Below are 24,489 nucleotides of genomic sequence, written 5' to 3'. Positions count from 1 at the left end.
ATTTCGCCCTGGTGCCGGGCCTGCTCCTTGAACCGGTGCCTCAACCGTCGCCGGGACCGTCGTGGACCTGGTGGCGGGCGCGCAGTGGGGCGCGGTCGGCTTCGGCCAGCCCCGAGACCCAACCGTCGTAGTCACCGACCGCACGCGTGCGGGTGCGGACCAGTCCGGGGAACATCGCCTCGACGGCCTCTTCCACGGCCACGTCGCGGGCCGCCAGTACCGGAAGCAGGTCCGGCTCGCCCTGCTGGGCAGCCGCACGCTCGGTGGCGTGGGCGATGTTCTCCAATCGCTCGCTGACACGCTGGACGTAGGCGGCCAGGAAGGACTGACGAAACTCCTTGGTACGGGCCCGCGCCTTCTTGCCTCTGCCGGGCGGCCCCGATCCGGCCCGCACCATGGCCGTCGTGGCCTGGGCGAGAAGCGAAGTATGCAGGAGTTCCACCGCCTCCAGTTCGGCCCCGAAACCCAGCACGGTGGAGAAACCGAGGTCGGAGTGCCAGACGGTCCGGCAGTGGTTGGCCGTGGCCACGACCTCCAACAGGGTGGCTTTGGACGCCTCGTAGGGGCCCTCGACCGGGACGCGTATCCCGACAGGAGCAGACGGTGCCCCCGGAACCTCGTCCAGGAGCGCCACGTCGATGCCGTGGCGGGCCATGAGCTCCTGGGCCCGCGCGCTAAGGGTTTCCGCCTCTTCGGGAAACTCCGTGGATTCGGCCTTGGCGAGCAGCGCGCGCACCCGGTCGAGCATGCGGCGCCCGGCCCGCCCCCGGGTACCGGTGGTGGCGGGCACAACGGCCGGACGCGCCCGTCCCGGCGGTGGACACAACTGGGGCAGCTCCGGCAGCAGTGCCAACAGAGCGACCGTCTCCAATAGGCACAGCACCGCGACGGGCCAGACCAGGCCCTCCCCCGTACGCCACAGCCGCAGACGGTCGGCACCGGGGACGCGCACCTCGGGACCGTCCAGTTCCTGGAGTTGGGCGCGCCACCGCTCGTGCACGGTCTCAGCAGGGTAGTCCGCAAGCTCGGCGGCAATCGCGTTGACCACGACCACGGCATGCTGGTCGCCGAACCTGCGGCGGACGTAGTGGACGAGGTCGGTCGGCTGCCAACCGCGCCGCCACGCGGCCGCGACGTAGCGCCGCAGCGACTCGGCAAGCACGGCCTCCGCAGTGCCCTGCCAGTCGGCGGTCCCCGGTCCGGCGGCCACTCGATCGGCCGCACGCTCGAACGCCGCGCCGTCCTCGCGCGAGAGCGCGAGGACGGCTTCACCGATCAACCGTTCAGCGGTGTCCGGGGGTGATTCGGTCACGCCTGGCGGCGCTCGCGAACCGCGGCGACGATCTCGGCAACCGCGTCGTCGATGGGAACACCGTTGTTCTGGGAACCGTCACGGTAACGGAACGAGACGGCGTTGCGGCCGGCGTCCTCGTCACCGGCCAGCAGCATGAAGGGAACCTTCTGCTTCTGGGCGGTGCGGATCTTCTTCTGCATACGGTCGTCACTGGCGTCGATCTCGACACGGATCCCCTCGGCACGCAGCTTGGCGGCCACGTCCTGCAGGTAGGGAACGTGCTCGTCGGTGATGGGGATTCCGGTGACCTGCACGGGGGCGAGCCATGGCGGCATCGCCCCGGCGTAGTGCTCCAGCAGTACGGCGAAGAAACGCTCGATGCTGCCGAAGAGCGCACGGTGGATCATCACCGGCCGCTGACGGGAACCGTCGGCCGCGGTGTACTCCAGGTCGAAACGCTCGGGAAGGTTGAAGTCAACCTGGATGGTGGACATCTGCCAGGTGCGCCCGATGGCGTCGCGGGCCTGCACCGAGATCTTGGGGCCGTAGAACGCGGCCCCCTCGGGGTCGTCAACCAGTTCCAGCCCCTGTTTGCCCGCGGCCTGGCGCAGCGTCTCGGTGGCCTCGTCCCAGGCCTCGTCGGAGCCGATGGACTTCTTGGGGTCGCGGGTGGACAGCTCCAGGTAGAAGTCGTTGAGGCCGTAGTCGCGGAGCAGGTCGAGCACGAAGGTCAGCAGCGAGTCCAGCTCGTCGGCCATCTGCTCCTTGGTGCAGTAGATGTGCGCATCGTCCTGGGTGAAACCGCGTGCCCTGGTCAGCCCGTGCACGACGCCGGACTTCTCGTAGCGGTAAACGGTCCCGAATTCAAAGAGGCGCAGCGGCAGCTCGCGATAGGACCGCCCCCGTGCGTCGAAGATCAGGTTGTGCATCGGGCAGTTCATGGGCTTGAGGTAATAGTCCTGGCCCTCGTCCAGCTGCATGGGGGGGTACATGCCGTCCGCATACCAGTCGAGGTGACCGGACTTCTCGAACAGCTTGCCCTTGGTGGCGTGCGGCGTGTAGACGAACTCGTAACCCGACTCCTCGTGCCGCTTGCGCGAGTAGTCCTCCATCACCCGGCGCATGATGCCGCCCTTGGGGTGGAAGACCGCCAGCCCCGAACCGATTTCCTCGGGGATGGAGAACAGGTCGAGTTCGGCTCCCAGTTTGCGGTGGTCGCGCTTCTCGGCCTCCTCCAGGAAGGCGAGGTAGGACTTGAGTGCGTCCTTGGACTCCCAGGCGGTTCCGTAGATGCGCTGGAGCTGCGGGTTCTTCTCGCTGCCCCGCCAGTAGGCCGCTGCCGAACGCATCAGCTTGAACGCGGGCATGGTCTTGGTGCTGGGCAGGTGGGGACCGCGGCAGAGGTCCTTCCAGCACAGCTCGCCGGTACGGGCGTGCAGGTTGTCGTAGATGGTGAGCTCGCCTGCGCCGACCTCGACACCGGCACCCTCGGCCGCCTCGACGGCGCCGCCCTTGAGGCCGATGAGTTCGAGCTTGTAGGGCTCGGCTGCCAGTTCGGCGCGCGCGGCGTCGTCGGAGACGACGCGCCGGGAGAAGCGCTGCCCCTGCTTGACGATCTCCTGCATCTTCTTCTCGATGCGCTTGAGGTCGTCGGGGGTGAAGGGCCGCTCTACATCGAAGTCGTAGTAGAAACCGTTGTCGATGGGCGGGCCGATACCAAGCTTGGCCTCGGGGAACAGTTCCTGGACGGCCTGGGCCAGGATGTGTGCGCAGGAGTGCCGCAGGATCGCGCGACCGTCGTCGGAATCGATCGTGACGGCCTCGACGGTGTCGGCTTCGACCAGCTCTCGGGCAAGGTCGCGCAATTCTCCGTTGACCCGGGCGGCGATGACCGTTCGCCCGTCGGCTTCAAGAGCCTGACCGGCCGTAGTGCCGGCCGCCACCACACGCTCGGCTCCAGCGAGGGTGATACGCAGCTCAGGCACGGCGGACACGGTGACTCCTCAGGGATCGCTCGATGTGAAGCGCGCGGAGCCCGCGGGGAAACGCGGGGCACCGCCCACCCGTCGATGCTATCGGCCCCCGGCTGCTGACGTTGCCTGCGCTGTTGATGGTGCAGGTCGGCGACTTACGGGTATGCAGCAGAGATAGTGCGTAACCGTCATTGGGGGTACTTCAGGTGCGCATCGTCATCGTTGGGGCGGGGATTGCCGGGCTCACGCTCGCGGCCGCGCTGGCACGCCAGGGCATCGCCTCGACGGTGTTGGAGCAGTCCCAGCGTCCGCAACTGCTGGGAGCGGGGATGGAGATCACCCCCAATGCCACCCGTCTACTGCTACGGCTGGGGCTGGGCGACGCCCTGGAGCGGATGGCGGTACAGCCGAACAGCCGCGACGTCCTGGACTGGCGCGACGGCTCCTTGCTCGGTTCCCTGCCCATGGGGCGCGACTTCACCGAGCGTTTCGGGGCGCCTCTTTACACGATGCTGCGTTCGGACCTGCACCAGTCGCTGCTGGCCGCGGTTCCTGCCGGTACCGTACGCTCCGGACACTACGTGACCGATGTTTTGGACAGCAGCGACGTCATCACGCTGCGCTGTGCCGACGGCCGGGAAGTGCACGCCGACATGGTGGTGGCTGCGGACGGCGTCCACTCGGTGGTGCGGGCGAGCCTGTGGCCGGACCACCAGTCCTTCTCCGGGCTGAGCATCTTCCGCGGCCTGGCGTCCGTACCCTTCCGGGTGGGCGGGGACAGCAGCCCTAGGGTGGCGCTGTGGATGGGCGAGGACCGACACTTCACCTGTTACCCGGTGGACTCCGGGCGGGCCGTCAGCTTCAATGCCACGATCCCCAGTTCCCACGCCCGGCCGGAGTCATGGAACGCGCAGAGCCGCATCGGGGATCTACGCGCTTCTTTCTCGGGCTGGAGCAGCGAGGTCCTGGACATGATCTCGGCCGCCGACTGGATCGGGGTCTGGGCCCTGCACGAGCGGGCCCCCGTACCGGAGTGGAGCAAAGGCCGTGTCGTACTCACCGGCGACGCCGCGCACCCGATCATGCCGTTCTTCAACCAGAGCGTGAACCAGTCGATCGAGGACGCGATCGCCCTGGCGCACTGCCTGCGATCGGCCACGCTGGGCACGGTCGAATCCTTGTTGCAGCGTTACGCGGCGATCCGGCAGGCACGGGCCGCCTATGTCGAGGAGCTGTCCACGAGTCTGATCCGGGAGATGCGCAGCGCCGAACGGTCCCGGGCCTCCAGCGCGGAGTTCCTGGTGAAGCGGGAGAACCGGAAGGCTCCGGATATCTATGGTTACGACGTCGCGGTCGAAGAGCGGCTTCTCAGTCCGACCATCCCCTGACCTGGCCGTTGAAGACAGAACGGCACGTGATTTTTAACTAACCGATATTTGTCCTCCGGCATAGTGTGTCCGCATGTCCCCGAGCTCTCCCGCTGGTACCAGCGAGCCGGACCCGACGGCGGCCCCTGTTCACGACAGGAGACGGCGCTGGCGCCGGGCTCGGACCCGGGTCCGGATCTGGCGGATGCACATGCGCTCCCATCCGGCACTCCATCTCACCTGGCGTGTCACCATCGGCGTCGTCGGCACGCTCGTGGTGGTGGCCGGTCTCGTCATGTGCGTCACCCCCGGTCCGGGGATCGGCGGGATCATCCTGGGGCTGGCGATCCTGTCAACGGAGTTCGCCTGGGCCCACGGCCTGCTCCGACGCGCGCAGCGCTATGCGCACATGGCTCGGGTACGCGCCGAGGTGGCCATCAAGACGCGCCGCATGCGCAGGCGCCGATCCTGACGCGCAAGGCCGTCACGCTGCGGCTTCACTTCGATGAAGACAAAGAAACGGCCCTGCACAGAAGTGCAGGGCCGTTTCTATGATCGGGTGGGCGATACTGGACTCGAACCAGTGACCTCGTCGGTGTGAACGACGCGCTCTAACCAACTGAGCTAATCGCCCTCGTCTCGCCCCGACCAGCGGGTCGAACAAGGAAAACTCTAGCGCATCCGATGGGATGGGTGGTCCACTCGGCAGTGGAAGCCCAGTACAGCAATGAGTGACCGAGGTCACATTACCTGCGGTTGGCAAAGCGGTAACCTCCGCTAAATGTGAAACTGCCTCACCTAGGGGCGATGCAAGCCCACATCCCAGGACGTACCAGGCGATCACGTCGCACATGAGTGACGTGGCACACAGATCAACCGGAAATTCTTCGTTTCCGCAGCTCATTAGAGTGACGAAGGGCGTGGGAAGAACCGGCTCGCCGCCGCCTCAACGCCCAGTAAAAAAAGTTCCCCGGTTGCGCGTCATAGACATCGATCGACCGCGTTGGAGCGGGTGAGACAGCAACTGATCCCCGAAGCGCGGGGCCGGACGAGAAAAGGTTTGGCATATGAACAGCAGCGGCACCACTGCCACCAGCGAGCTCGGCCTGCGGCTCGTCGTTCCCGACCGCACTGCGGTCCCCCTGGTGGCTCGGCTCGACTACACCGCCGACGACCCCTACGCCATCAAGGTCGCCTTCCACGTGGGGGAGGACGAACCCGTTGAGTGGATCTTCGCGCGCGAACTCCTGACCGTGGGCATTGTCCGCGAGGTCGGCGAGGGTGACGTCCGGGTGTGGCCCGCAGCAGGCGAGGGCGAGCGCATCATCAACATCTCGCTGTCGTCACCGTTCGGTGAAGCCCAGTTCGACGCGGCGATCTCGCCGCTGGCGGAATTCCTGCACCGCACCTATGAGATTGTTCCGGCCGGCCAGGAGGGCGACTACGTTGACCTCGACGCCGAGATCGAGCAGCACCTCTGCATGTAGGGACGGATCAGGACGATCAACTCGAACGAGGACGCGCTATTTGGCATGCCTCAATCGATTACAGATGCCTAGAATCCCGTCAGATGGCTTACCCGACACAAAAATCACCAAACCCGCCAAGTACGGCGATCGACAAAAAATGCCGCGACTTGGCAAAGTCGCGGCATTCGTCGTCACGGCGGCCGGGCGCACTGCACCCCGACCACACGGATCAGGGGTCCAGGTCTGCGGCACTCCGCTCGGCGAAGACCGCCGCCGCCTTGGAAGTTAGCGGCCCAGGCGCCTCGGACAGGACGTGGCCGTCGATCGCACGCACCGGCTGGACGTCACGGCCCGTTGACGTCAGAAACGCCTCGGTGACCGTGGGCAGCAGCGCCATCGAAAGATCGGCCTCTTCTGCACCGAACCACTCCAGGACCAGTTCGCGCGTGATCCCGGCGAGCGGTCCCGCCGACAGCGGCGGGGTGATCAACCGCCCCTCGCTCACCACGAAGATGTTGCTCCCGGTCCCCTCGCACAGGTTTCCCGCGGTGTTGGCGAAGAGCGCCTCCCCTGCACCGCGGCCGTGCGCGTATTCCAACGCCAGCACGTTCTCCGCGTAGGAGGTGGTCTTCAACCCGGTCAGCGCACCGTTCTCGTTGCGGGCCCAGGGCGGGACCGCGAGGTCCACGGTGGCAGCCGGGGCGGGGAAGTCGGCGATCGCCACCATCATCGTGTGGCCCTCGCCGCTTCGCTCAGACCCCAGTGGCCCCGGGCCCGCGGTAACCGTGATGCGGACGCGACCGGGATCGGTGCCGGGGTTGGCGTCCAGCGCACGGCGCACACCGTCGGAGATCAGGCCGAGGTCCACCTCGCCCAGGCCGAGACCGCGCGCCGAGCGCGCCAGTCGTCGCAGGTGCCGGGTGAGCGCGAACGGACGCCCTCCGATGGACTTCACGGTCTCGAAGACGCCGTCGCCCACCGTGATTCCGTGATCCAGTGCCGGAATCCGTGCCTCATCCGCCGAAACGACCTGCCCGGAGCCGTAACCGGCCCCGGCAATCCAGATGTTCATCGCTGGTCAGCCCCCATCTCTTGGTCGTACGCCTTCCCTTGATCCTGCCACCGCAGGTGTACCGCCGAAGCACCACGTTTCTTTTCGGGGCGGGCAAGGGGAAAAGCCAAGGATGACCGACTTCGGCCGGGGCCCGGACCTGCGCGAAACGCAGGAGTACCGTAACGAATCTGCGCGACACACTCCATCAACGACGATCTGCCGAAGGCTGCGCAACCCCTACCAAAACCGGACGCCCACGTTACGAATGACTATCATCTGGGCAACACTTGTGGGATGCGGGCGCCTTCCACTCTTCCCGCAAAGCCCGGAAAACCATCCATCCGGCCCCTCTCACGTCCTTCCTCCCGATGACGACACAGATCAAGAGAGCCATGACTTCACGGAGCACCGCCCCTGGAGAACTGAGTTGGTTGCTCGATGACCTCCTCACCCGTGCGGAGGGCACACACCACGCCATCGTCCTGTCCACCGATGGACTGTTGATGGCATCGTCGAGTCAACTAGACCGTTCCGCCGCCGAGCACCTGTCCGCCATCGCCTCGGGGCTGCACAGCCTGGCAGGAGGTGCGAGCCGGCAGTTCGGCTCTGGCAACATCAGGCAGAGCATCATCGAAATGGACAAGGCGTTCCTGTTCGTCGCCGCCGCCGGCGAAGGCGCCTGTCTGGCCGTCATCGCCGATTCCGAGTGCGACGTCGGCATGGTCGCCTACGAGATGAACATGGTCATCCAGCGCGTAGGCCAATACCTGACCGCTCCCCCACGTCCGGACATGCCCACCACCCCCGCCCGCATCGAACGCTGACCCAGCCCGATCACGGCGTGCCGCCCGTGACCCCCGGCGGCAGCCACGACGACCGGCCACACCGGAGCAGCCGCCCGCTTCGCCCGCCCCCGGCGAACGGGCCGCCGCCGGGTTCGTGTGTTTCAGGTTTGTAGGACCGCTGGAATCCGATAGAGTTCCTAACGCAGCGAGCGAGACCCGGCCGGTCACGGCGGGGACACTGGATCGCCGCGCGGACGTGGCTCAGTGGTAGAGCATCACCTTGCCAAGGTGAGGGTCGCGGGTTCGAATCCCGTCGTCCGCTCGTAACACCGTGGGGCCGAGGGCACCACGCGGACGTGGCTCAGTGGTAGAGCATCACCTTGCCAAGGTGAGGGTCGCGGGTTCGAATCCCGTCGTCCGCTCGGTTTCCAAGTTGTGGAACTTGGGCGATTAGCTCAGTGGGAGAGCACTACCTTGACACGGTAGGGGTCACTGGTTCAATCCCAGTATCGCCCACCAACCAAGAGGCAGGTCAGAGATTTTCTCTGGCCTGCTTTCTCTTTTCTTCCCTGCCTCGACGGTTGACCGATCGGCGAAAGCCGACAGGCCCGCCAGCGGTCAGAGCGTGCCGGGGAGGAGAAGTTCGCACCACACGACCTTGCCGCCGCTCTCGGGCAGGTAGTAGCCCCAGCGGCTGCTGATCACAGTGAGCAGGTGCACCCCGCCTCTCCCCCATGCTCACGTCCTGCATCACCGGCGGGCGGGCGTCGCCGTCCCACACCGAGATCCGTACCACGCCCGGGACGACCCGCAACTGCAGGATCACCGTGGGCAGGCCGGCGAGTTCGGCATAACCGGGCGCCCCCCGTGCGGACCGGTGGCACTGACCACGGTGGTGACCAATTCCGAGACCAGCAGCTCAGCCGCTTCGGCGCGTTCTCCCCACCCCCACGATCTGAGGCTGTCAGCCGCCTCGCGGCGGGCGCACCCGACAGCGGTAGGCATGGCCGCATAACGGGCCGTCTTGGTCCGCGGTCGCACTCGATCATCCGCAGACCGCTGAGCCTTACCCTGTGCACGATCCATGCGGTCCCTCCCCGACTACGGCTCGCGACGTCCACACGCCACAGTGAATCCTCGTAATCAGTCGGATACGGAGCGCGTTTCGGGCGCGCGGTTCCGGCACCTTTACCTGGGTAGGAGAGGCGAAGCACCAATCCTGACCCAACCGGGAGGCTTTCATGACCCGACCGCCGTCTCCGTATGACTTCCTGCCCGACGTTGCGGATTTCACCGTCACCAGTGATGACGTAGTCGATGGCAAGCCCCTTGCGAAACCACAGGTCAGCGGAATGATGGGCGCAGGCGGGGAAGACATCTCGCCCCAACTGGAGTGGAGCGGTTTCCCCGAGGGAACCAAGAGCTTCGCGGTGACCTGCTTCGATCCCGACGCGCCTACCGCCAGCGGCTTCTGGCACTGGGCGGTCCTGGACATCCCGGCGTTGACCACCCGGCTGCCGGCCGGCGCGGGCAACGAGGGAGGCGCGGGCCTGCCTGCCAAGGCCGTGACCCTGCGCAACGACGCCGGCGGCAAGCACTACGTCGGGGCCGCGCCTCCTGCCGGCCACGGCCCGCACCGCTACTTCTTCGTGGTGCACGCCCTCGATGTGGAAAGCCTCGGCATCGACGACCAGGCGAGCCCGGCTTTCCTCGGGTTCAACCTGTTCTTCCACACCCTGGCCCGGGCGACGATCACGCCGGTCTACACCCAGGACTGACGGCGTCCTCCGCCGCGAGTCCCCCGTTCACAAGGGGACTCGCGGATGCCGCGTGCCACCACAATCGGAATCTCACACAAATTATGTTTGGATTGACTCAATTCAAACATTCAAAAAGTGAGGGATAACGTGACGGCGCCATCACCCATCACGACCGTGGTTTTCGACTACGGCAACGTCATCTGCACTCCGCAGCCCGCGGCGGACCTCGCCCGGATGGAGGAGCTGAGCGGCGTACCCCCGGTCGGGTTCTGGGCTGCGTACTGGGCAGAACGACTCGACTACGATGCCGGCTTGAGCGGCCACGAGTACTGGAACCGCGTCGCCCGGCATACCGGCGCCGACTGGGATCTGGCGACGCTTCAGGCCCTATGGCGTGCGGACCTCACCAGTTGGCTGCATCCCGAGCCTTCCACCATCGCGCTGATCGACCGCCTGGCCGCGGGGTTGACCCGCCTCGCCCTTCTCTCCAACGCAGCCCTCGGTTTTGCCGGCGCGCTGCGCGACTCTCCCGTACTGTCCGGCTTCGACGCGGTCTTCTTCAGCTGTGACATCGGCGTATGCAAACCCGATCCGGCGATCTACCAGCACGCACTGGACGCGCTCGGCTCAAGCCCACAGGAAACGGCCTTCATCGACGACCGGGAGGAGAACGTCCGTGCGGCCGCCGAACTGGGGATTGTCGCGCACCATTACACCGACGGGGCCGGGCTGGAAAAATTCCTCGACCAGGTCGGGGTCTCCTACTGACTGCGCGCCGGTGGTCCGGTTCGCCGTGATTCGGCTTTCTCCCCCGGTGCCGCCTTCCGGGCGGACGGGCCGTTACGCACTGCTCACCACCTGCTGGTTCTGTCTCACCGCGCCCGCACTCCAAGAACCGAGGATGCCGGTGTCCACCGATGGAAACCGGCAAGCGGTGACGGCGCCATCGGGCAGTCCTTGCTCGCACCGAGCCGCGGCCACGGGGAAGCAGGCCGCGAGACACTCACGCGGACCATGCCCGCAACGGTTGACCGTGCAGTTTCCTGTCACTGTCGGAACCAGGATAAATTCAGGCGCCCCCTTTCTCGCTCCGTGACCCACCAAAAATACGGGCCACGCGAAAAGTCGCCTTACGTAACCGCAGATCTCAAATTGCCAGACTTTTTCCCACAATTCACCACGAGCGACTTTTCGAGGCGGCGGGTATTCGCCGCGCCGCGATTGCCCACCGCCCCAAAAGTACCTAGTTAGGGCACCAGTAGACACGATAGCCCAGGTCACAAGGGATTCGCCAGAAAAACAAGAATTGGAAAACGCTTCCCTCCAAAATTGCCGAAACCATGCCCGCCCCCTCCTTTCGGTTGTCCTGGAATCCAAAATCGGCCACTACTCCATACACCGGCGATAAGTCCAACAGGCTCACGAAAAAGCCAGGACCATTGCACCCAACCGGCTCTTCAGGAACCGGATCCACGCAATTAGCACCTACCGTTCGACGGAAAGGGTGCACCGGTGCCCGTTCATCAGCATCCGACAGGACCGACCGTCGTCGTCACGACGGCCTGCCAAGCCTCCGCGTCCCCATCGCGATCAAAGGAGGTCGTTCTCGAACACGGGGTGGCCAAGTTCGCGGTCTCCCGCCGCAATCCGCGTATCGAACAGGTCTGCCGGGACATGCAGCGCGCGTTGGCCGCGGACGGCCCCGAACTGGTGCCGGCCGAGGCAGGCGGCGCGGTGCGCACACTCGCCGGAGCACGGTTCGGCTGCACCGGCTCCTTCGAGCACGCCGGACTGATCGGCGCGGCCGACCGCCACGGTGGCGTACTGGTACCGCTCATCGCACACCGTCCGGACGGCGGCCGATCCGTCCCCGCCCGGGACGCCCGAACGGGAGAACAGCGACAGCCCGGAACTGCGGGGCGGTACCCGAAAGGCAGGATGACCTGGCTTCGGGGCCTGCTGTCCCGCGGGGCCCTCCGTCGTATCCTGGGACTCCCCATCGGGTGTGCGAAGGGGGTGGGGATGTGGACGACGAAGAACGCGTGCCCCCAAAACGCATGCGCGCTTCGGACACCGACCGCGACCTCGTGGCCGAGCGTCTCGCGGTAGCCCTGACCGAGGGACGCCTGGACCTGACCGAATACGAGCGTCGATTGTCCCTGGCCATGACGGCGGTGTTCATGGGGGACCTGGGGCCGCTGACCGCCGATCTTCCCCGGCCCGCTCCGCCTGCCCCCACCGGTCCGACCCACCGCGCACTTGTCAACGCCGGCCACCGGGAACCGGTCCTCAACTCTGCCTGGAAGAACTGGGTCAACGAGTGGCGCTGGTGGCTGGGCGCAGCGATCATCATGGGCACCATCTGGGGCGTGACCAGTGTGGTCGGCGGTGAACTACTGCCCTTCTGGCCGCTGGTCCCGCTCGGTATTTGGGCCGCGATCCTGGTGGCTGCGGTGGTGTGGCCCGATGACGCTTCCGGCTCCCCCCATTGAACCCGGCGAGCGCATACCCTGGTTTACAGGACGGAAAGGGGGCGGGAATGGACGAAGAACGCCTGCCCGTCAAGCGGATGCGCGCATCCGACGCCGATCGCGACGCCATCGCCGAGCGGCTTGCCGGAGCACTGTCCGAGGGGCGCCTGGACCTGACCGAGTACGACGACCGGCTGAGCGCAACCATGCGCGCCAAGACGTTGGGGGAACTGGCCGAACTGACCGCGGACCTCCCCGAAACTGCTCCGCCGCCGGCGGAGGCCCCGGTTCCCGGTGGTGGGCAAAACGGCGAGGGACGCTGGCGCGAACGGCTGGAACCGTGGCGCGGATTGGCCGCGATCGCGGTCATCCTGACCGGGATCTGGACGGTCACCAGCCTGCTGTCGGGCAGCCTTCAGCCGTTCTGGCCGGCATGGCCGATCGGTTTCATGTTCGTCTTCACCGCCGCAGGTGCACTGAGCGGCGACTACGAGAAAAAACGCCCGCGCAACGGCGACCTCGGACGTCACCAGATCGACCCGGACCGGCGCCGCGATATCGACGGCGGTCCGGGACCGGCTGGTTGAGGCAGGGATTACCCTGCCGCGTGCAACCAGCGAACGGGGGCGCCGTCACCCGCATAGCGGAAAGGTTCCAGCTCCTCGTCCCAGGCACGCCCGGTCAGCTTGTCCAATTCCTCAACGAGGTCGAGATCTTGGGCGATCGAACGCTCCATGGCGTTGCGCAACCGCGCTTCGGAAACCATTACCTCACCGGAGGCACTGGTCACGGCGCAGAAGAACCCGAGTGTGGGAGTACAGCTGTAGCGCACCCCGTCACAACCGGGGGTGGCCTCCTCGGTGATCTCATAGCGCAGACGCTGCCAGCCCTTCAGGGCTGAGGCGACTGCCCCCGAGGTCCCTGGGGCCCCCTGCCAGTTGAGCTCGGCACGGTAGGTTCCCGGGGCCGCTGGTTGCGACTCCCAGTCAAGTTTTACAGGTACGCCAACAACACCCGCGACCGCCCACTCAACGTGTGGGCACAGCGCCGCAGGCGCGGAGTGAACGTACAAGACGCCACGTGCGGACACCGAACCTCCTGATACGACGAGTGCGCTTCCCCGACGCTCTCGTACTCTCCAGAGGAGATGTCCGTTGGGTCTTCTCCTCGTCCTATTGTGCCCCATGTGCATCAGCGGCACCAGGTCCGTTGACGTCAGAAATAACGGACCGCCCAGCATCAAGCGCATCCGGCGGTTAGCGTGTTGTCTCAAGGCGTGACCGGATGTGCGATTTTACTGGGGGTGCCGGTGGGTGACCAGACCCACGAGGCCACTGAGGTCGGAGAACTGGTCCGGCGCGCCGCGGACGACAACGACGAGGATGCATGGAGCGCCCTCCTCGACCGTTTCTCAGGACTGGTCTGGATGATCGTCCGAACGCATCCCCTCTCCTTCCACGATGCACAGGACATAACCCAAACTGTGCTGTGTAATTTGGCGGAGAATCTGGACCGGCTGCGCGAGCCCCACCGGGTCGGGGCCTGGCTTCGAGTGGTGACTCGCAACGAATGCTTGCGTCACCTGCAAAGATCTACTCAGAGCCGACCGTTTGCCCCCCAGGACCTGGAGGTGGCCGATCACCGCTCCCCCGAGACGATCCACCTGTTGGAAGAGGGCGCCGATCGGGTCCGTGCCGCGCTGGAGCGTCTCCGTCCACCCGATCGCTACGTAGCCCGGCTCGACGCGCGCGACCCGGGACTGGCCGCGGCCGAGGTGGCGCGCCGAACGGGGATCGCTGAGGGCGATGTCACCCGAATTCGCCGTCGGGCACGACGCAGGCTGCTGCGGCTGTTGGCAGAAGAGGAACAGGGATGAGCCCCTCGGGAAGAGACGACGTGCCGGAGCGTGCCTGGGAACGTCCCCCCGAGCGAGTCCTGGCGGCTGCTCGCGCGGCCTACCGAATGCGCCGCCCCGGAATCCGGGTCGCCGAACTCATCAGCGATTCCGCGGAGAACCCGCCGAACGGTCTGCGCCACCCGATCGGCCGGACGGCTGGGCCTCGCATGTTGTCGTTCGGCGTGCCCGGCCTGCTGCTGCGGATCCTGGTGGAGGTCCGCGGCGAGGGGCATGACCTCAGCGGACAACTGGATCCGGCCGGCCGGGCCACGGTGGAGTTGCGCTGGGCCGACCTCCGGACCGAGCATGCGATCGGCCCCGATGGCGCCTTCGTCCTGCGGGTCCCCGGCCCGGGGCCCGTCAGTCTGGTCTGCACTCCGCAGACCGGGACCGCACAGCCGATGATCCTGCCGTGGACGCTGCTCTGAGGAGATAGCCCGATGTCACCACGGGGCCACGGTTCTTCCCGTTTCGGGGAATGGTCGGCGTCGCACCTTTGCCCCTGCTATCACTGAGAGTGACGCAATGGCCCCCGCTTGCGCCGAGAGCGGGCGGTTGTGACCGTTGCCGACAAGTCGGTGCCCTGCGACGAAGAGGCGAAGCGTATGGCGATCGGGCGTAGTACGGACCTGTCCATCACCCTCGTGGCACGCGATCCCGAGGCTGCGGAACGTCAGGCCGCCCGCGTACTCGGCGAGGCCCCGAGCCCGGCGGCCCGTGCCGCCGCTCTACGGGTCAGCGGCCTGGCCGCCTACGAGTTGGGCCGTTCGACCGAGGCGACACGCCGGTTGCGCGCCGCGGCACGGGTCGCGGAAGAGGCAGCGCTCCACCGGGCGGCCGCGCTGTCCCGATCCTCCGAAACCGGCCTGCTGGCCCGGCGCGGCCTGGCGCCGACGGCTCGGCCGACCACCGCGCCGACGCCCATGATCACCGCACTGCGCCTGCTCAATGCGGGTGTTGCCGCGTGCCAACAAGGCCGGTTCGACCGGGCGGTGGCCTTCTTTTCCGATGCACTGGACGCTGTCGGGAACGGCTGGGACCCCCGGTTACTACCGGGGTTACTGTGCAATCGCGGTATTGCCCAGGTCCACTCGGGCCGGCTGGCCGCGGCCGAAGAGGACCTGTCCTGGGCCCTGGCGATGGCCGAAGGTCACGGCCTGGACCGTCTTCGGGGCTCGGTGACCCAGAACCTGGGATGTCTGGCCGCGGCTCGAAACGACACCGCCCAGGCCATGGAGCTGTTCACCGCCGCGGAGCCGCTGCTCGGCCCGGGGCCCAGGCCGACGGCACTGGCCGTCGATCGCGCGACCACGCTGGCGGACGCGGGCATGTGGTCCGCCGCGGCGGACCTTCTGCGCCCTGTCTCCTGGCGGCGCTCCCACGGAGCGGAGCTCGCAACCGCCGCCCTGCTGACGATGAGACTGCACGCCGCCCGAGGTGATCGGGAACGCCTGCGCCCGGCGGCCGAGTGGCTGCGTTCCCGGTTCGGCCCGCGATCGCTGTGGACGCGCGAGGCAGAGCGGATCGCCGCAGCCGAAAAGCCGGCTCCCTGGTTTGTCGGGCCCGCGTGCACGCACGCTCTGCCGACACCGGGCGACGGCAACTCCGTGCGCGACCACGGGATGAGTACCCCGTCGGCGGTTCCTTCTGCGCACACGGAGCTCACCGCACATGCCTGGGGCCTGTGGAGCGACGAGGCTCTGGGGCGGGCCGCTGCTGCCGTTTCCGTCGGCGACGCCCGGGCCGCACTGGGGTGGGTGGAACAGGCCAGAGAAGTCGGGATGCCCGCGCGGTGCTGCCGGGACCGTGAGTGGGCGGCGCTGCTGGACCGCTACCGCAATGCACGTACGCGCGCCGAGACGGGATCGGAACCGGCGCGGGAGGAACTTCTCCGTCTGGAACGCGAGCTCACGGTCTCCCAGTGGCATCCGGGCTGCCACAGCAGAGCGGCCAGGGCGCGCCGTCCGGGACGGCGCACCCTCACGGTGCTGGCCGCCGTTCTGGGGAACCGGGCTTTCGTGTGCTATCCCGACCTGCCCGGACAGCGTGTGGCACTGAGTCTGATCGACGGGTGTGTCCGCATTCATCCCCTGTCGTTGACCGGCGCACTCGACGCGGTCACCGCGTCCTTGAGCCATTCGGCTCGCACCGATGCCGTGACGCCCGGGCCCACGGAAGCTGCGCTGACCGATGAGCGGGCAGCGGATCTCTCGGCGCTGCTGATCGATCCGGTGGTTGACGCGATCGGCGACCGGCCACTGGTCATCGCGCCGGGGCCGCGTACCCAGGCCGTGGCATGGGGGTTGCTTCCCGCGCTGCGGGGCCGCCAGGTCAGCGTCGTGCCGTCGGCGCGCACCTGGGCGCGCTGCTTCCACAGACAGCGCGCCCGTCGCATTCGACGGGTCCTACTCGTGGCCGGCGCGGGGTTGAACGGGGCCGAGGCGGAGGTCCGCGGACTGCGCAGGCTGCACCGACGGGCCAGGGTACTGACCGGGAACGAGGCCAGGACCTCACGGGTCCTGCACGAGCTCGGCCGGGCCGATCTCGCCCACTTGAGCACACACGGCTTCGCCCCCTCCGAACCGCCGATGTGCGCGGGGTTGTCCTTGGTGGACGGCCCGCTGCTGGCCTACGATCTCGAACGGCTCCCCCGGCCTCCCCTGCTGACCGTGCTCTCCTCGTGCGAGGTGGGACGCAGCGCCCCTGCCTCGTCGGGTCTCCCGTTGGGGGTCTCGGCTGCTCTGCTGGCCCGGGGCTGCGCCACCGTCATCGCCAGTGTGCTGCCGGTACGCGACAGTGAGGTCGCCGGAGCGATGGGCCGCGTTCACGAGGGCCTGCGCGAGGGCGCCGCACCGGCGGCGATGGTCGCAGCGCACCTGGCCGGCAGCGGTTTCGTGTGTTTCGGGGCCGGTTGAGTCGTCGGTGATCACACGCATGATCGAGCCCGGCGGTGGTAGCGGGGCGCCATGAGCGAGAACCGCGAGGACCCCAGGGAAGACCCGATCAACGCGCAGGACTCCGACTGGGAGGACGCCGGACTGCCCGCGCTGGAGGACAGCACCGAGGACACGGTGCTTCCCGGCGAGCGGCCGATCGCGATGAACGAGTTCGGCACCACTGGGACGGAGCGGGAAGCAGGCGAGCCGTTGGACACCGCCCTGGCGCGGGAGGAGCCGGACGTCTGGAACCGCCACGGACTGGATCCGAAGGGCGGTGTGGACGCCGACCCTGCTGCGGGGCGCCTCACCGCCGAGGACGACGGGGGCGACTCCTCCGATCTGATCGCCGAGGAGGACGGTGCGGACGGCGGGGGTTACAGCGCCGAGGAGGAGGCCGTCCGTGTGGAGGGGGAACCACGGGAATTGTGACGGCATCGCACGGTACGCGGCCCCCGGGATCGGCTCCCGGGGGCCGCGGGCGTCACCAGCCGCGCTCCCGCCACTTTGGGAGGCTCGGACGCTGTGCACCGAGCGTGGTGTCCTTTCCGTGACCGGGATAGACCCAGGTGTCGTCGGGTAGTTCGGCGAAGACCCGCTCCTCGACGTCGGCGAGGAGCGAACGGAAGTCCGTCTCGTTCCAGGTCTTGCCGACCCCGCCGGGGAACAGACTGTCCCCGGTGAACAGGTGGGAACCGCCCTCGGGGTCGTCGTAGCGCAGCGCGATGGAGCCGGGTGTGTGGCCGCGCAGGTGGATGACGGAGAGGACGCACTCTCCGACCGGTACCTGTGCTCCGTGGACCACCGGCTCGTCAACCGAAACGGGCAGTTCCGCGGCATCGTCGGGGTGGGCGACGGTACGCGCACCGGTCGCTCCCACGACTTCGGCCAGTCCCTGCCAGTGGTCACCATGGCGGTGCGTGGTGACGGCTCTGGCGAGCCCCTTGCTCCCGATGAGTTCCAGGAGCCGGTCTGCCTCGTTCGCCGCGTCGATGAGCACCCCTTCACCGGTACGGGCGCATCGCAGCAGGTAGGCGTTGTTGTCCATCGGGCCGACCGCGAGCTTGCTGATGGTCAGTGCGGGCAGTTCGCGTACGTCAGCGGGTCCGCCGACTCGCGTGTCTCCGGAGTAAGTCACCGCATCATTGTGCCGAATGGCCGGGCGATGACCCAAGCTGCGGGAGCATTCGCCCGGCCATCGGTCACAGCGCCCAGTGGGGCGGGCGTTTCTCCAGGAAAGAAGCACGGCCTTCGGCCGCGTCCGAGCTGGCGAAGAAGGCAGCGGACAACTCGTCCATCTCGGCGAAGGCGTTCTTGCGCTCCGGGTAGCCGTTCGCGCCGAGCAGCGTCTTGGTGCGGGCCAGCGCGCGCGGAGCGCCGGTTCGCAGGCCGTTCAGGACCGAGCCGACGACCTCGTCGAGACGATCGGGTGCCACCGCCGTGGTGATCAGTCCGGACTCCGCTGCGGTGGCCGCGTCGAAGGTCTCTCCGGTGAGAAAGTAGCGGGTCATGCGCCGGTCGTCCATCCGACGCGCGACCGGGACGGAGATGATGGCGGGGACGACGCCGATACGAACCTCGGTGAAGGCGAAGGTGGTGGTGTCTGGGGCGATGGCGATGTCGGCAGCGGCGACGAGGCCGAGGCCACCGGCACGCGCCGGGCCGTTGAGCACGGCCATGACCGGTTTGGGGGCGTCCATGATCGCGGAGAAGAGTTCGGCCATCCCCGGGGCGTGCGGGTCGGTGACAGGCTGCCCGGCGTGGTGGGCGGCGACCTCCTTGAGATCGGCCCCGGCGCAGAAAGCTGGGCCCGCCCCGGTCAGGACGACGGCGCGGACGTCATCGTCGGCGATCGCTTCGGTCAGCCCTGCGGCAAGCTCGGTACGCAGCCGGGCGGAAAGCGCGTTGCGGTTGCGCGGAGAGTTGAGGGTGAGGGTGCACACCCCCCGCTCGACCGAGCTCAACACCAGGTGTTCTTCGGGTTCTGGCATCGTCTACCGTCCTTGTGACCGTGTTGTCGCGGGCACCACCGATCCTGCCCGAAGCCGCCGGCAGCCGGCGGGGCGGGGCCGCTCCGCCGACTCCCCCTTCGCCCGACCTGCGGAAGCTGCGTTCTCAGGTCAGGCGGTACGGGCGCGCAGAGCTTTGAGCGCCCCTTCGGCGTGTGCCTGCATCCGCACCTCGGACTTGACGACGTCCAGGATCGTGCGGTCGGTGTCGATGACGAAGGTCTGACGGCGGGTCGGCGACAGACCGGCGAGCAGGCCGGTGCGCCGCACTCCGAAGGCGGTCGCGACGGCGCCGTCCTCGTCGGACAACAGCGGATAGCCGAACGCGTTGGTCTTGTCGAATTCGAGCTGGCGTTCCACAGTGTCGTTGCTGATTCCCGCGCGTTGCGCGCCGAGCTCGGCGAACTCTGCTCCGAGATCACGGAAGTGACAGCTCTCCGCGGTGCACCCCGAGCTCAGGGCTATCGGATAGAAGAAGAGCACGAGTGGTCCCTGCGCGAGGAAATCACTCAGCTTGCGCCTGGTGCCGTGCTGGTCGGGAAGGTCGAAGTCCGGTGCCTGCTCGCCTTTGTTCACAACGGCAACCCTACGCGAGCGGATCGACACGCAGCAAAGGAACGTAGAGCTCAGCGGTCGTCAGCGAGCCGTGCTGGCCGAGCAGGGCGGACCCGGCGGGTTCGGCTGTGGGGGCGATGAGGGCGGTCGAGCCATGGGCGAGGGCGAGCACGTCACCGATGCGCGGCAGCAGTGCTGCGTCCACCTGGCCGAACCACCCGCGACGAACAGCATCGGCCCGGGGCAGGACAGTGGCGCGATCGGCAAGCCACTCGGTCCAGGCAGCGAGGACATCGGCCTCGGCGCCCGGCCTCGTGTAGATCTGGCGCATCCGCGGCTCGCCTGCCAGCACACGGACACCGGTTGACAGTTCGGCGGGTTCCTCGACGTCCACCCGGTCCTCGACCGCGACGTTGACCATGCCGTGGTCGGCGGTGACGTAGAGGGCGCCGCCGGGGGGAAGCGCGGTGGCCAACCGCTCAGCGAGCCGGTCCACCCGGCTCAGGTGCTCCCGCCAGCGGTCGGAGTCCACTCCGGCCACGTGGCCGATGGTGTCCAGGACGGAGTGGTAGACGAAGACGTAACCGCACTCCCTGAGGGCGGCCTCGGCCTCGGCCGCCAATTCGTCGATGTCCTCAGCGGGGCGGTACTGCGCTCCACGGGCGGAGGCACGGGTGAAACCGCCTCCCTCGAAGGCTCCCGACGCAACGTAGGCGGTCGCCACTCCGGCCGCCCGGGCACGTTCGTAGATCGTGCGGTGCGGCTGCCACGCCTCTGGATCGATGTCGGGGGACCAACGCAGCGAGTTGAGGATCCGGTCCTCCCCCGGAACGGCGACCTGATAGCCGAACACTCCGTGGCTGCCGGGAGGGGCCCCGGTCCCCAACGAGGTCAGACTGGTCGCCGTGGTCGTGGGAAATCCAGCCGTGAAAGGGGAGTCGCTGCCCGCGAGGGAGGACAGAAAGGGTGCGTGCACGGCGTTGGCCAGTAGCGCCTCCCACCCCAGCCCGTTGACGAGGAGGACGCAGGCCCGCTGGGCGGGCCCCAGGCCGAGCCTGTTGGTCTCCCGGGGTACGCCGAGCGAGGCCAGCACGGAGGGAGCCAGGTCGGCCAGTGAAGCAGCGCCGTAGCGAGGACTGTCGAACCCACCCGTGGCAATGGCCATTTCCGGCTCCCCTGCCGATCTACTGTGCGGTGGCTTCGGCCAGTGCCTGGGCGAAGTTGAGCAGGTTCGTCACGGCCTCGGTGCCGTCGGCGGCCTGACTGACCCTCAGCGTGAGGGGCTCGGCCGTGATCGCACCGGTGTAGCCGTGGTCCAGCTCGCAGGATTCATCGGCGCAGGAGGCCGGCTCAAGGTCGATGTGGGCGATAGCGCCCCAGTTCACCGCGAGGCTGATGCTGAGCACCACCTCACTGGGCGGGGTGCCTGGCGAATAGGCTGCGGGGTCGGGCACGACCCTGGTGAGCGCCACCGACTGGATGTTGTCGATCTTGATCGCGTCGGTGGTGGTGGAGGCGTGCGGACGGTCGTCCGGGGCCACCGGCGGGTGCTCGTCGGTATGGCAGACGATGAGGCGGGTCCGGGTGAGTACCAGCACGGTGATGTGGCGGCGTACCTCCATCCCTGGATCAAAGGTGGCCTCATGGTGCACGACTGCCGCCTCGGCGGCCTCCGTTCCGAGAGTGGTGGCCACCGCGTCGGCGACAAGACCCGGGTAGTACCCGCTGCGTTCGATCTCGAAGCGCCAATCGGTGGACACGGCACGCGTTTTCCTCATGTGTCCATCCTGCCCCCTCCGGGTGACCGCACGCACCCGCGCCCGGCGCTACCGGCCGTGCCGGATGTGTAGTGCGGTAAGGGACGGGAATGGTGTGGTCATGGATGCCACGATTCCGCCGGTCCCAGCGCCGCCGACCCCGGGTCAACCGTTTCCGACTCCCCAACCCCCGGTACCGGGCCCGAATCCACCCGAACCGCCCGCGCCCAGCCCCGCACCGCCCCAACCGCCGATTCCCGAGCCGGGGCCGGAACCCCAGCCCGAGCCGGTCTAGCAGCAGAGCGGACCGTGCCGAGGCCGACCGGGCCGGCCCCCTACACCGGGGCCCGGCCCGGTTTCTGTGCTGTCAGGGCACCCGTAGTCGTCTGGGCCCCGCGTCCGGCCGCAGGTCCGGGGCTTGCCGCAACCAGACCCGGGCCCCCAGGACGTGTGCGCCGGTGGAATTGACGATGACCGGGTCGAGATCCACGTGGGCCACCTCGGGGACGGCGTCCACCAGCCGCGAGACCCGGATCAGGATCTCTTCCAGCGCTTCGACGTCGGGCTGGTCCGCAAGCGAGGAAGCGCCGGCGGGCAGACCGAAGAGCAGCGGCGAGGAACGCACCGCTCGAACCAGATCGGCTGCGTCGGCGTCGGTGAGCGGGGCGAGCCGGTAAGCGCGGTCGTCGAGGAGCTCGGCGGTGACGTCGGCCAGGCCGAAGGCGACAACCGGGCCGAACGAGGGGTTCTCGCCCGCCCTGATGACCGTGGGAACGCCGGGGACCGCCATGCACTGGACCACCAGCATCGCCTCGGCGCCCAGACGTTCGTCCAACGTGGCGTAGGCGTGGCGGACCTCGTCCGCTGAGTTGAGCTCGACCCGGATCCCCCGGCCGCCGGCACGCAGCCGCATGTCCGGGGCGTTGGCCTTGACCACGACCGGATACCCCAGTTCCTCTGCCGCGGCCACCGCCTCCTTCTCGGAGGCCACCGGGACGTCGGGCCAGACGTCGATCCCGTAGCAGCCCAACAGGCGGCGCGCGGTCTCGGCCGGCACGGCCGACTCCTCGTTGTGCACCGGCTCGCTGGTGAACCAGACCGAGTGCTCGGGGACCCCTTCTGCCTGGGCCTGTCCAAGTGCGGCCTTGATGAGGCCGCGCGCCTGTGCCCGGTCGATCCCACCGATCTCGGGATGCCGGCCGGGGTCGCGCTCACGCCACATGGCGTGCCGGGTCACGTGCTCCAGCGCGCGCACCGCATCCTCGGGTGCGGGGTAGGAGGGCACCGAACCGCGCAGTGTCTCCCCGTCCGGCCCGACCTGGCGCAGTTCCTCGGGCAGTCCCTGGTAGCCCAGGTAATTGGTGAGGATCGGCTTGACTGCGGTTTCGGACCGCTCCCGCAGGACCTCGGCGACGTCACCGGAGATGGGGGCGAGTGCCGGGATGAAGACCACGACGACCGAGTGCACGGAGTCGTCGGCCAGTGCGGTGTCGAGGGCATCGGCGAAGTCCTGGGCCGTGGCCTTGGGGCCGAGGTTGACCGGCTCGTGCGGGCGCAGGCCGGCTCGTAGGCAGGCGTCCTTGACCAGTAGTTCCAGGGAGTCGGAGTTGCCGATGATGCCGACCCTTGGTCCCCTGGGCATCGGCTGGTAGGCAAAAATCTGCGCGACGTCGAACATCTGCGTGATGTCGTTGACCCGGACCAGTCCGGCCTGTTGGAACAGGGAGCTCACCGCGTAGTCGGGCAGGGTGAGGGCGTCGGCGGCGTGGCCCATGGGGACGCCTCGTGCGGAGCCTCCGGTCCGGACCACGACCAGCGGCTTGTGCTGGGCCAGCCGGCGCGCCAACCGGGTGAACTTGCGCGGGTTGCCCAGGGACTCCAGGTACTGCAGGACCACCTCGGTCTTGGGGTCCTCCTCCCAGTACTGGATGAGGTCGTTGCCCGAGACGTCCGCGCGGTTGCCCGCGGAGACGAAGGTGGACAGCCCCATTCCCCGCTGGGCGACACGTTGCAGGATGGCGCGGCCCAGCGCACCCGACTGCGAGAAGAAACCGATCCTGCCGCGCGGTGGGACGTCGGGCGAGAGGGTGGCGTTGAGCGAGACGGCCGGATCGGTATTGGCGATGCCCAGGCAGTTGGGGCCCACGACCCGCATTCCGGCCGCGCGCGCGGTAAGGACCAGTGCCTCCTGGCGGCCGCGCCCCTCGGGGCCTGCCTCACCGAACCCCGAACTGACCACGACCAGGCCGTGCACCCCCTTGCGCGCGCACTCCTCCACGACATCGGCGACCATGTCGGCGCGCACCGCGACAACGGCGAGGTCCACGGGATCGGGGATGTCCAGCACGCTGGGGTAGGCGCGTACCCCCGCCACCGCCTTGGCTTCGGGGTGTACCGGGAAGACGGGTCCCTGGAAGTCTCCGGCGATGAGGTTGCGCAGTGCGGTCTGGCCGATGGTGTGGGCGGTGCGGCTGGCGCCGATGACGGCCACCGACTCCGGGAAGAGCAGCCTGGCGATGGACCGCGACTCGGCACGCTGCTCGCGGGCGCGCATCACCTCGCGGGAATCGTCTGTGGGCTCGAGGTCGAGGGTGAGTCGGATGACCCCCTCGTCGAAGGTTTGCTGAGCGGTGTAGCCGGCCTCACGGAAAACGTTGATCATGCGCCGGTTCTCCGGCAGGACGTCGGCGATGAAACGCCGGACCCCGCGCTCGCGGGCCGCAGCGCCGATGTGCTCGAGCAGCACCGAGGCAAGGCCCCTGCCCTGGTGGGCGTCTTCCACCACGAAGGCGACCTCGGCCTCGTCGCCGCCGACCTTGTCGTAACGCACAACCGCAACCATGGACTCGCCGATCGTCGCGATGAGGGCGACGCGGTCCTCGTAGTCCACCGTGGTGAAACGGGTCACGTCACGCGACGACAGCTTCGGATAGGGCGCGAAGAACCGGTAGTAGATGGTCTCCGGCGACAGTCTGGAGTGGAACTCCTGGAGTAGATCTGCGTCGTCCGGGGCGATCGGCCGTAGATGCGCGGTACCGCCGTCGGTGAGGACGACGTCGGCTTCCCAGTGTTTCGGGTATGACTGCACGGTTTTGAGCCTAAACGAGATTGCTCGGACCGTGGGGCATCGTTGCCAACGAAACGTCCGTTGGTCCTCCTTTG

23 protein-coding genes and 4 tRNA genes are annotated in these 24,489 nt (G+C 68.0%); 16 read left to right on the top strand and 11 right to left on the bottom strand.

All coding sequences use genetic code 11. From position 1 onward, the window contains the following. Positions 1 to 40: 40 nt before the first annotated feature. A complete protein-coding gene (locus AC0VYP_RS06880) occupies positions 41 to 1,312 on the bottom strand; it encodes a DUF2786 domain-containing protein (RefSeq protein ID WP_475473068.1) in 1,272 nt (423 codons plus the stop codon). Beyond that, positions 1,309 to 3,288, bottom strand: a complete 1,980-nt coding sequence (thrS, locus tag AC0VYP_RS06875) for a threonine--tRNA ligase (protein WP_285759458.1) — start codon at positions 3,286 to 3,288, stop codon at positions 1,309 to 1,311. Before thrS ends, AC0VYP_RS06880 begins: the two co-directional genes overlap by 4 nt. 185 nt (positions 3,289 to 3,473) lie before the next feature. On the opposite strand from thrS, the gene AC0VYP_RS06870 reads away from it, so the two are divergent. Both AC0VYP_RS06870 and AC0VYP_RS06865 read left to right on the top strand, forming a co-directional pair. Beyond that, positions 3,474 to 4,655 carry an FAD-dependent monooxygenase gene (locus tag AC0VYP_RS06870; protein WP_285759456.1) on the top strand — a complete coding sequence of 394 codons (1,182 nt, stop codon included), beginning with the start codon at positions 3,474 to 3,476 and terminating at the stop codon, positions 4,653 to 4,655. Between the two features lie 190 nt (positions 4,656 to 4,845). After that, positions 4,846 to 5,106 (top strand): PGPGW domain-containing protein, encoded by a 261-nt coding sequence (locus tag AC0VYP_RS06865; RefSeq protein WP_285759568.1) that lies wholly within the window; start codon positions 4,846 to 4,848, stop codon positions 5,104 to 5,106. A gap of 88 nt (positions 5,107 to 5,194) precedes the next feature. Here the strand turns inward: AC0VYP_RS06865 and AC0VYP_RS06860 are convergent. Continuing rightward, positions 5,195 to 5,268 (bottom strand) — tRNA-Val (locus tag AC0VYP_RS06860). Positions 5,269 to 5,701: 433 nt separating this feature from the next. Here AC0VYP_RS06860 and AC0VYP_RS06855 point away from each other — a divergent pair. Next, entirely contained in the window at positions 5,702 to 6,121 is a 420-nt protein-coding gene (locus AC0VYP_RS06855) for an SsgA family sporulation/cell division regulator (RefSeq protein ID WP_285759454.1), read from the top strand. 211 nt (positions 6,122 to 6,332) lie between these two features. On the opposite strand, the gene AC0VYP_RS06850 is transcribed toward AC0VYP_RS06855, so the two are convergent. Then, positions 6,333 to 7,175 carry an aminotransferase class IV gene (locus AC0VYP_RS06850; RefSeq protein WP_285759453.1) on the bottom strand — a complete coding sequence of 281 codons (843 nt, stop codon included), beginning with the start codon at positions 7,173 to 7,175 and terminating at the stop codon, positions 6,333 to 6,335. 374 nt (positions 7,176 to 7,549) lie between these two features. Between AC0VYP_RS06850 and AC0VYP_RS06845 the strand changes: the two genes are divergently transcribed. From AC0VYP_RS06845 to AC0VYP_RS06805, 9 genes are all read left to right on the top strand, one after another. Then, entirely contained in the window at positions 7,550 to 7,981 is a 432-nt protein-coding gene (locus AC0VYP_RS06845) for a roadblock/LC7 domain-containing protein (protein WP_285759452.1), read from the top strand. Positions 7,982 to 8,192: 211 nt separating this feature from the next. Continuing rightward, a tRNA-Gly gene (locus tag AC0VYP_RS06840) sits at positions 8,193 to 8,264 on the top strand. 28 nt (positions 8,265 to 8,292) lie between these two features. Then, a tRNA-Gly gene (locus AC0VYP_RS06835) sits at positions 8,293 to 8,364 on the top strand. Positions 8,365 to 8,386: 22 nt separating this feature from the next. Beyond that, positions 8,387 to 8,461: transfer RNA gene (locus AC0VYP_RS06830), tRNA-Val, on the top strand. A gap of 722 nt (positions 8,462 to 9,183) precedes the next feature. Further along, complete coding sequence (locus tag AC0VYP_RS06825) at positions 9,184 to 9,720, top strand: YbhB/YbcL family Raf kinase inhibitor-like protein (RefSeq protein ID WP_475473066.1); 537 nt, start codon at positions 9,184 to 9,186, stop codon at positions 9,718 to 9,720. Between the two features lie 129 nt (positions 9,721 to 9,849). Beyond that, the gene (locus tag AC0VYP_RS06820; RefSeq protein ID WP_475473064.1) at positions 9,850 to 10,470 is read left to right on the top strand and encodes an HAD family hydrolase; all 621 of its coding nucleotides are present in this window, start codon (positions 9,850 to 9,852) and stop codon (positions 10,468 to 10,470) included. 849 nt (positions 10,471 to 11,319) lie between these two features. Beyond that, positions 11,320 to 11,811: a hypothetical protein gene (locus tag AC0VYP_RS06815; protein ID WP_475473062.1), complete on the top strand. Its 492-nt coding sequence runs from the start codon at positions 11,320 to 11,322 to the stop codon at positions 11,809 to 11,811. Further along, positions 11,760 to 12,194, top strand: a complete 435-nt coding sequence (locus tag AC0VYP_RS06810) for a DUF1707 SHOCT-like domain-containing protein (RefSeq protein ID WP_475473060.1) — start codon at positions 11,760 to 11,762, stop codon at positions 12,192 to 12,194. Before AC0VYP_RS06815 ends, AC0VYP_RS06810 begins: the two co-directional genes overlap by 52 nt. Before the next feature lie 47 nt (positions 12,195 to 12,241). Further along, positions 12,242 to 12,760 carry a DUF1707 SHOCT-like domain-containing protein gene (locus AC0VYP_RS06805; protein WP_285759446.1) on the top strand — a complete coding sequence of 173 codons (519 nt, stop codon included), beginning with the start codon at positions 12,242 to 12,244 and terminating at the stop codon, positions 12,758 to 12,760. Positions 12,761 to 12,768: 8 nt separating this feature from the next. On the opposite strand, the gene AC0VYP_RS06800 is transcribed toward AC0VYP_RS06805, so the two are convergent. After that, complete coding sequence (locus AC0VYP_RS06800; RefSeq protein WP_285759445.1) at positions 12,769 to 13,263, bottom strand: DUF3145 domain-containing protein; 495 nt, start codon at positions 13,261 to 13,263, stop codon at positions 12,769 to 12,771. A 219-nt stretch (positions 13,264 to 13,482) separates the two neighbouring features. Between AC0VYP_RS06800 and AC0VYP_RS06795 the strand changes: the two genes are divergently transcribed. From AC0VYP_RS06795 to AC0VYP_RS06780, 4 genes are all read left to right on the top strand, one after another. Continuing rightward, positions 13,483 to 14,049: an RNA polymerase sigma factor gene (locus AC0VYP_RS06795; RefSeq protein WP_285759444.1), complete on the top strand. Its 567-nt coding sequence runs from the start codon at positions 13,483 to 13,485 to the stop codon at positions 14,047 to 14,049. Beyond that, positions 14,046 to 14,498 carry a hypothetical protein gene (locus tag AC0VYP_RS06790; protein WP_285759442.1) on the top strand — a complete coding sequence of 151 codons (453 nt, stop codon included), beginning with the start codon at positions 14,046 to 14,048 and terminating at the stop codon, positions 14,496 to 14,498. Before AC0VYP_RS06795 ends, AC0VYP_RS06790 begins: the two co-directional genes overlap by 4 nt. A gap of 177 nt (positions 14,499 to 14,675) precedes the next feature. After that, on the top strand, positions 14,676 to 16,985 hold the full coding sequence (locus AC0VYP_RS06785) for a CHAT domain-containing protein (RefSeq protein ID WP_475473057.1): 2,310 nt from the start codon (positions 14,676 to 14,678) through the stop codon (positions 16,983 to 16,985). A 51-nt stretch (positions 16,986 to 17,036) separates the two neighbouring features. Continuing rightward, positions 17,037 to 17,438 (top strand): DUF5709 domain-containing protein, encoded by a 402-nt coding sequence (locus AC0VYP_RS06780; RefSeq protein ID WP_285759438.1) that lies wholly within the window; start codon positions 17,037 to 17,039, stop codon positions 17,436 to 17,438. 52 nt (positions 17,439 to 17,490) lie between these two features. On the opposite strand, the gene AC0VYP_RS06775 is transcribed toward AC0VYP_RS06780, so the two are convergent. The 6 genes from AC0VYP_RS06775 to AC0VYP_RS06750 form a co-directional block, all read right to left on the bottom strand. Next, positions 17,491 to 18,144 (bottom strand): MBL fold metallo-hydrolase, encoded by a 654-nt coding sequence (locus AC0VYP_RS06775; protein WP_285759437.1) that lies wholly within the window; start codon positions 18,142 to 18,144, stop codon positions 17,491 to 17,493. Positions 18,145 to 18,208: 64 nt separating this feature from the next. Beyond that, the gene (locus AC0VYP_RS06770; RefSeq protein WP_475473054.1) at positions 18,209 to 18,997 is read right to left on the bottom strand and encodes an enoyl-CoA hydratase-related protein; all 789 of its coding nucleotides are present in this window, start codon (positions 18,995 to 18,997) and stop codon (positions 18,209 to 18,211) included. Positions 18,998 to 19,126: 129 nt separating this feature from the next. Further along, on the bottom strand, positions 19,127 to 19,591 hold the full coding sequence (locus tag AC0VYP_RS06765; protein WP_285759434.1) for a peroxiredoxin: 465 nt from the start codon (positions 19,589 to 19,591) through the stop codon (positions 19,127 to 19,129). Between the two features lie 10 nt (positions 19,592 to 19,601). Then, entirely contained in the window at positions 19,602 to 20,735 is a 1,134-nt protein-coding gene (locus AC0VYP_RS06760; RefSeq protein WP_475473053.1) for an alkaline phosphatase family protein, read from the bottom strand. A 19-nt stretch (positions 20,736 to 20,754) separates the two neighbouring features. Beyond that, entirely contained in the window at positions 20,755 to 21,348 is a 594-nt protein-coding gene (locus AC0VYP_RS06755) for a DUF5998 family protein (RefSeq protein ID WP_285759430.1), read from the bottom strand. A 346-nt stretch (positions 21,349 to 21,694) separates the two neighbouring features. Next, positions 21,695 to 24,415 carry a bifunctional acetate--CoA ligase family protein/GNAT family N-acetyltransferase gene (locus AC0VYP_RS06750; RefSeq protein ID WP_475473051.1) on the bottom strand — a complete coding sequence of 907 codons (2,721 nt, stop codon included), beginning with the start codon at positions 24,413 to 24,415 and terminating at the stop codon, positions 21,695 to 21,697. Positions 24,416 to 24,489: the final 74 nt, after the last annotated feature.

Source organism: Nocardiopsis sp. iso_186, assembly GCF_056173365.1.
The sequence above is the reverse complement of the archived record's forward strand: the minus strand, read 5'-3'. Positions and strand labels throughout refer to the sequence as shown.

Excerpts from the sequence above, each read along its gene's own strand:
- AC0VYP_RS06865 (WP_285759568.1), top strand. The coding sequence starts at position 4,846 with ATGCGCTCCCATCCGGCACTCCATCTCACCTGGCGTGTCACCATCGGC.
- AC0VYP_RS06855 (WP_285759454.1), top strand. The coding sequence starts at position 5,702 with ATGAACAGCAGCGGCACCACTGCCACCAGCGAGCTCGGCCTGCGGCTC.
- AC0VYP_RS06850 (WP_285759453.1), bottom strand. The coding sequence starts at position 7,175 with ATGAACATCTGGATTGCCGGGGCCGGTTACGGCTCCGGGCAGGTCGTT.
- AC0VYP_RS06845 (WP_285759452.1), top strand. The coding sequence starts at position 7,550 with ATGACTTCACGGAGCACCGCCCCTGGAGAACTGAGTTGGTTGCTCGAT.
- AC0VYP_RS06825 (WP_475473066.1), top strand. The coding sequence starts at position 9,184 with ATGACCCGACCGCCGTCTCCGTATGACTTCCTGCCCGACGTTGCGGAT.
- AC0VYP_RS06810 (WP_475473060.1), top strand. The coding sequence starts at position 11,760 with ATGCGCGCTTCGGACACCGACCGCGACCTCGTGGCCGAGCGTCTCGCG.
- AC0VYP_RS06805 (WP_285759446.1), top strand. The coding sequence starts at position 12,242 with ATGGACGAAGAACGCCTGCCCGTCAAGCGGATGCGCGCATCCGACGCC.
- AC0VYP_RS06790 (WP_285759442.1), top strand. The coding sequence starts at position 14,046 with ATGAGCCCCTCGGGAAGAGACGACGTGCCGGAGCGTGCCTGGGAACGT.
- AC0VYP_RS06785 (WP_475473057.1), top strand. The coding sequence starts at position 14,676 with ATGGCGATCGGGCGTAGTACGGACCTGTCCATCACCCTCGTGGCACGC.
- AC0VYP_RS06780 (WP_285759438.1), top strand. The coding sequence starts at position 17,037 with ATGAGCGAGAACCGCGAGGACCCCAGGGAAGACCCGATCAACGCGCAG.
- AC0VYP_RS06770 (WP_475473054.1), bottom strand. The coding sequence starts at position 18,997 with ATGCCAGAACCCGAAGAACACCTGGTGTTGAGCTCGGTCGAGCGGGGG.
- AC0VYP_RS06760 (WP_475473053.1), bottom strand. The coding sequence starts at position 20,735 with ATGGCCATTGCCACGGGTGGGTTCGACAGTCCTCGCTACGGCGCTGCT.
- AC0VYP_RS06755 (WP_285759430.1), bottom strand. The coding sequence starts at position 21,348 with ATGAGGAAAACGCGTGCCGTGTCCACCGATTGGCGCTTCGAGATCGAA.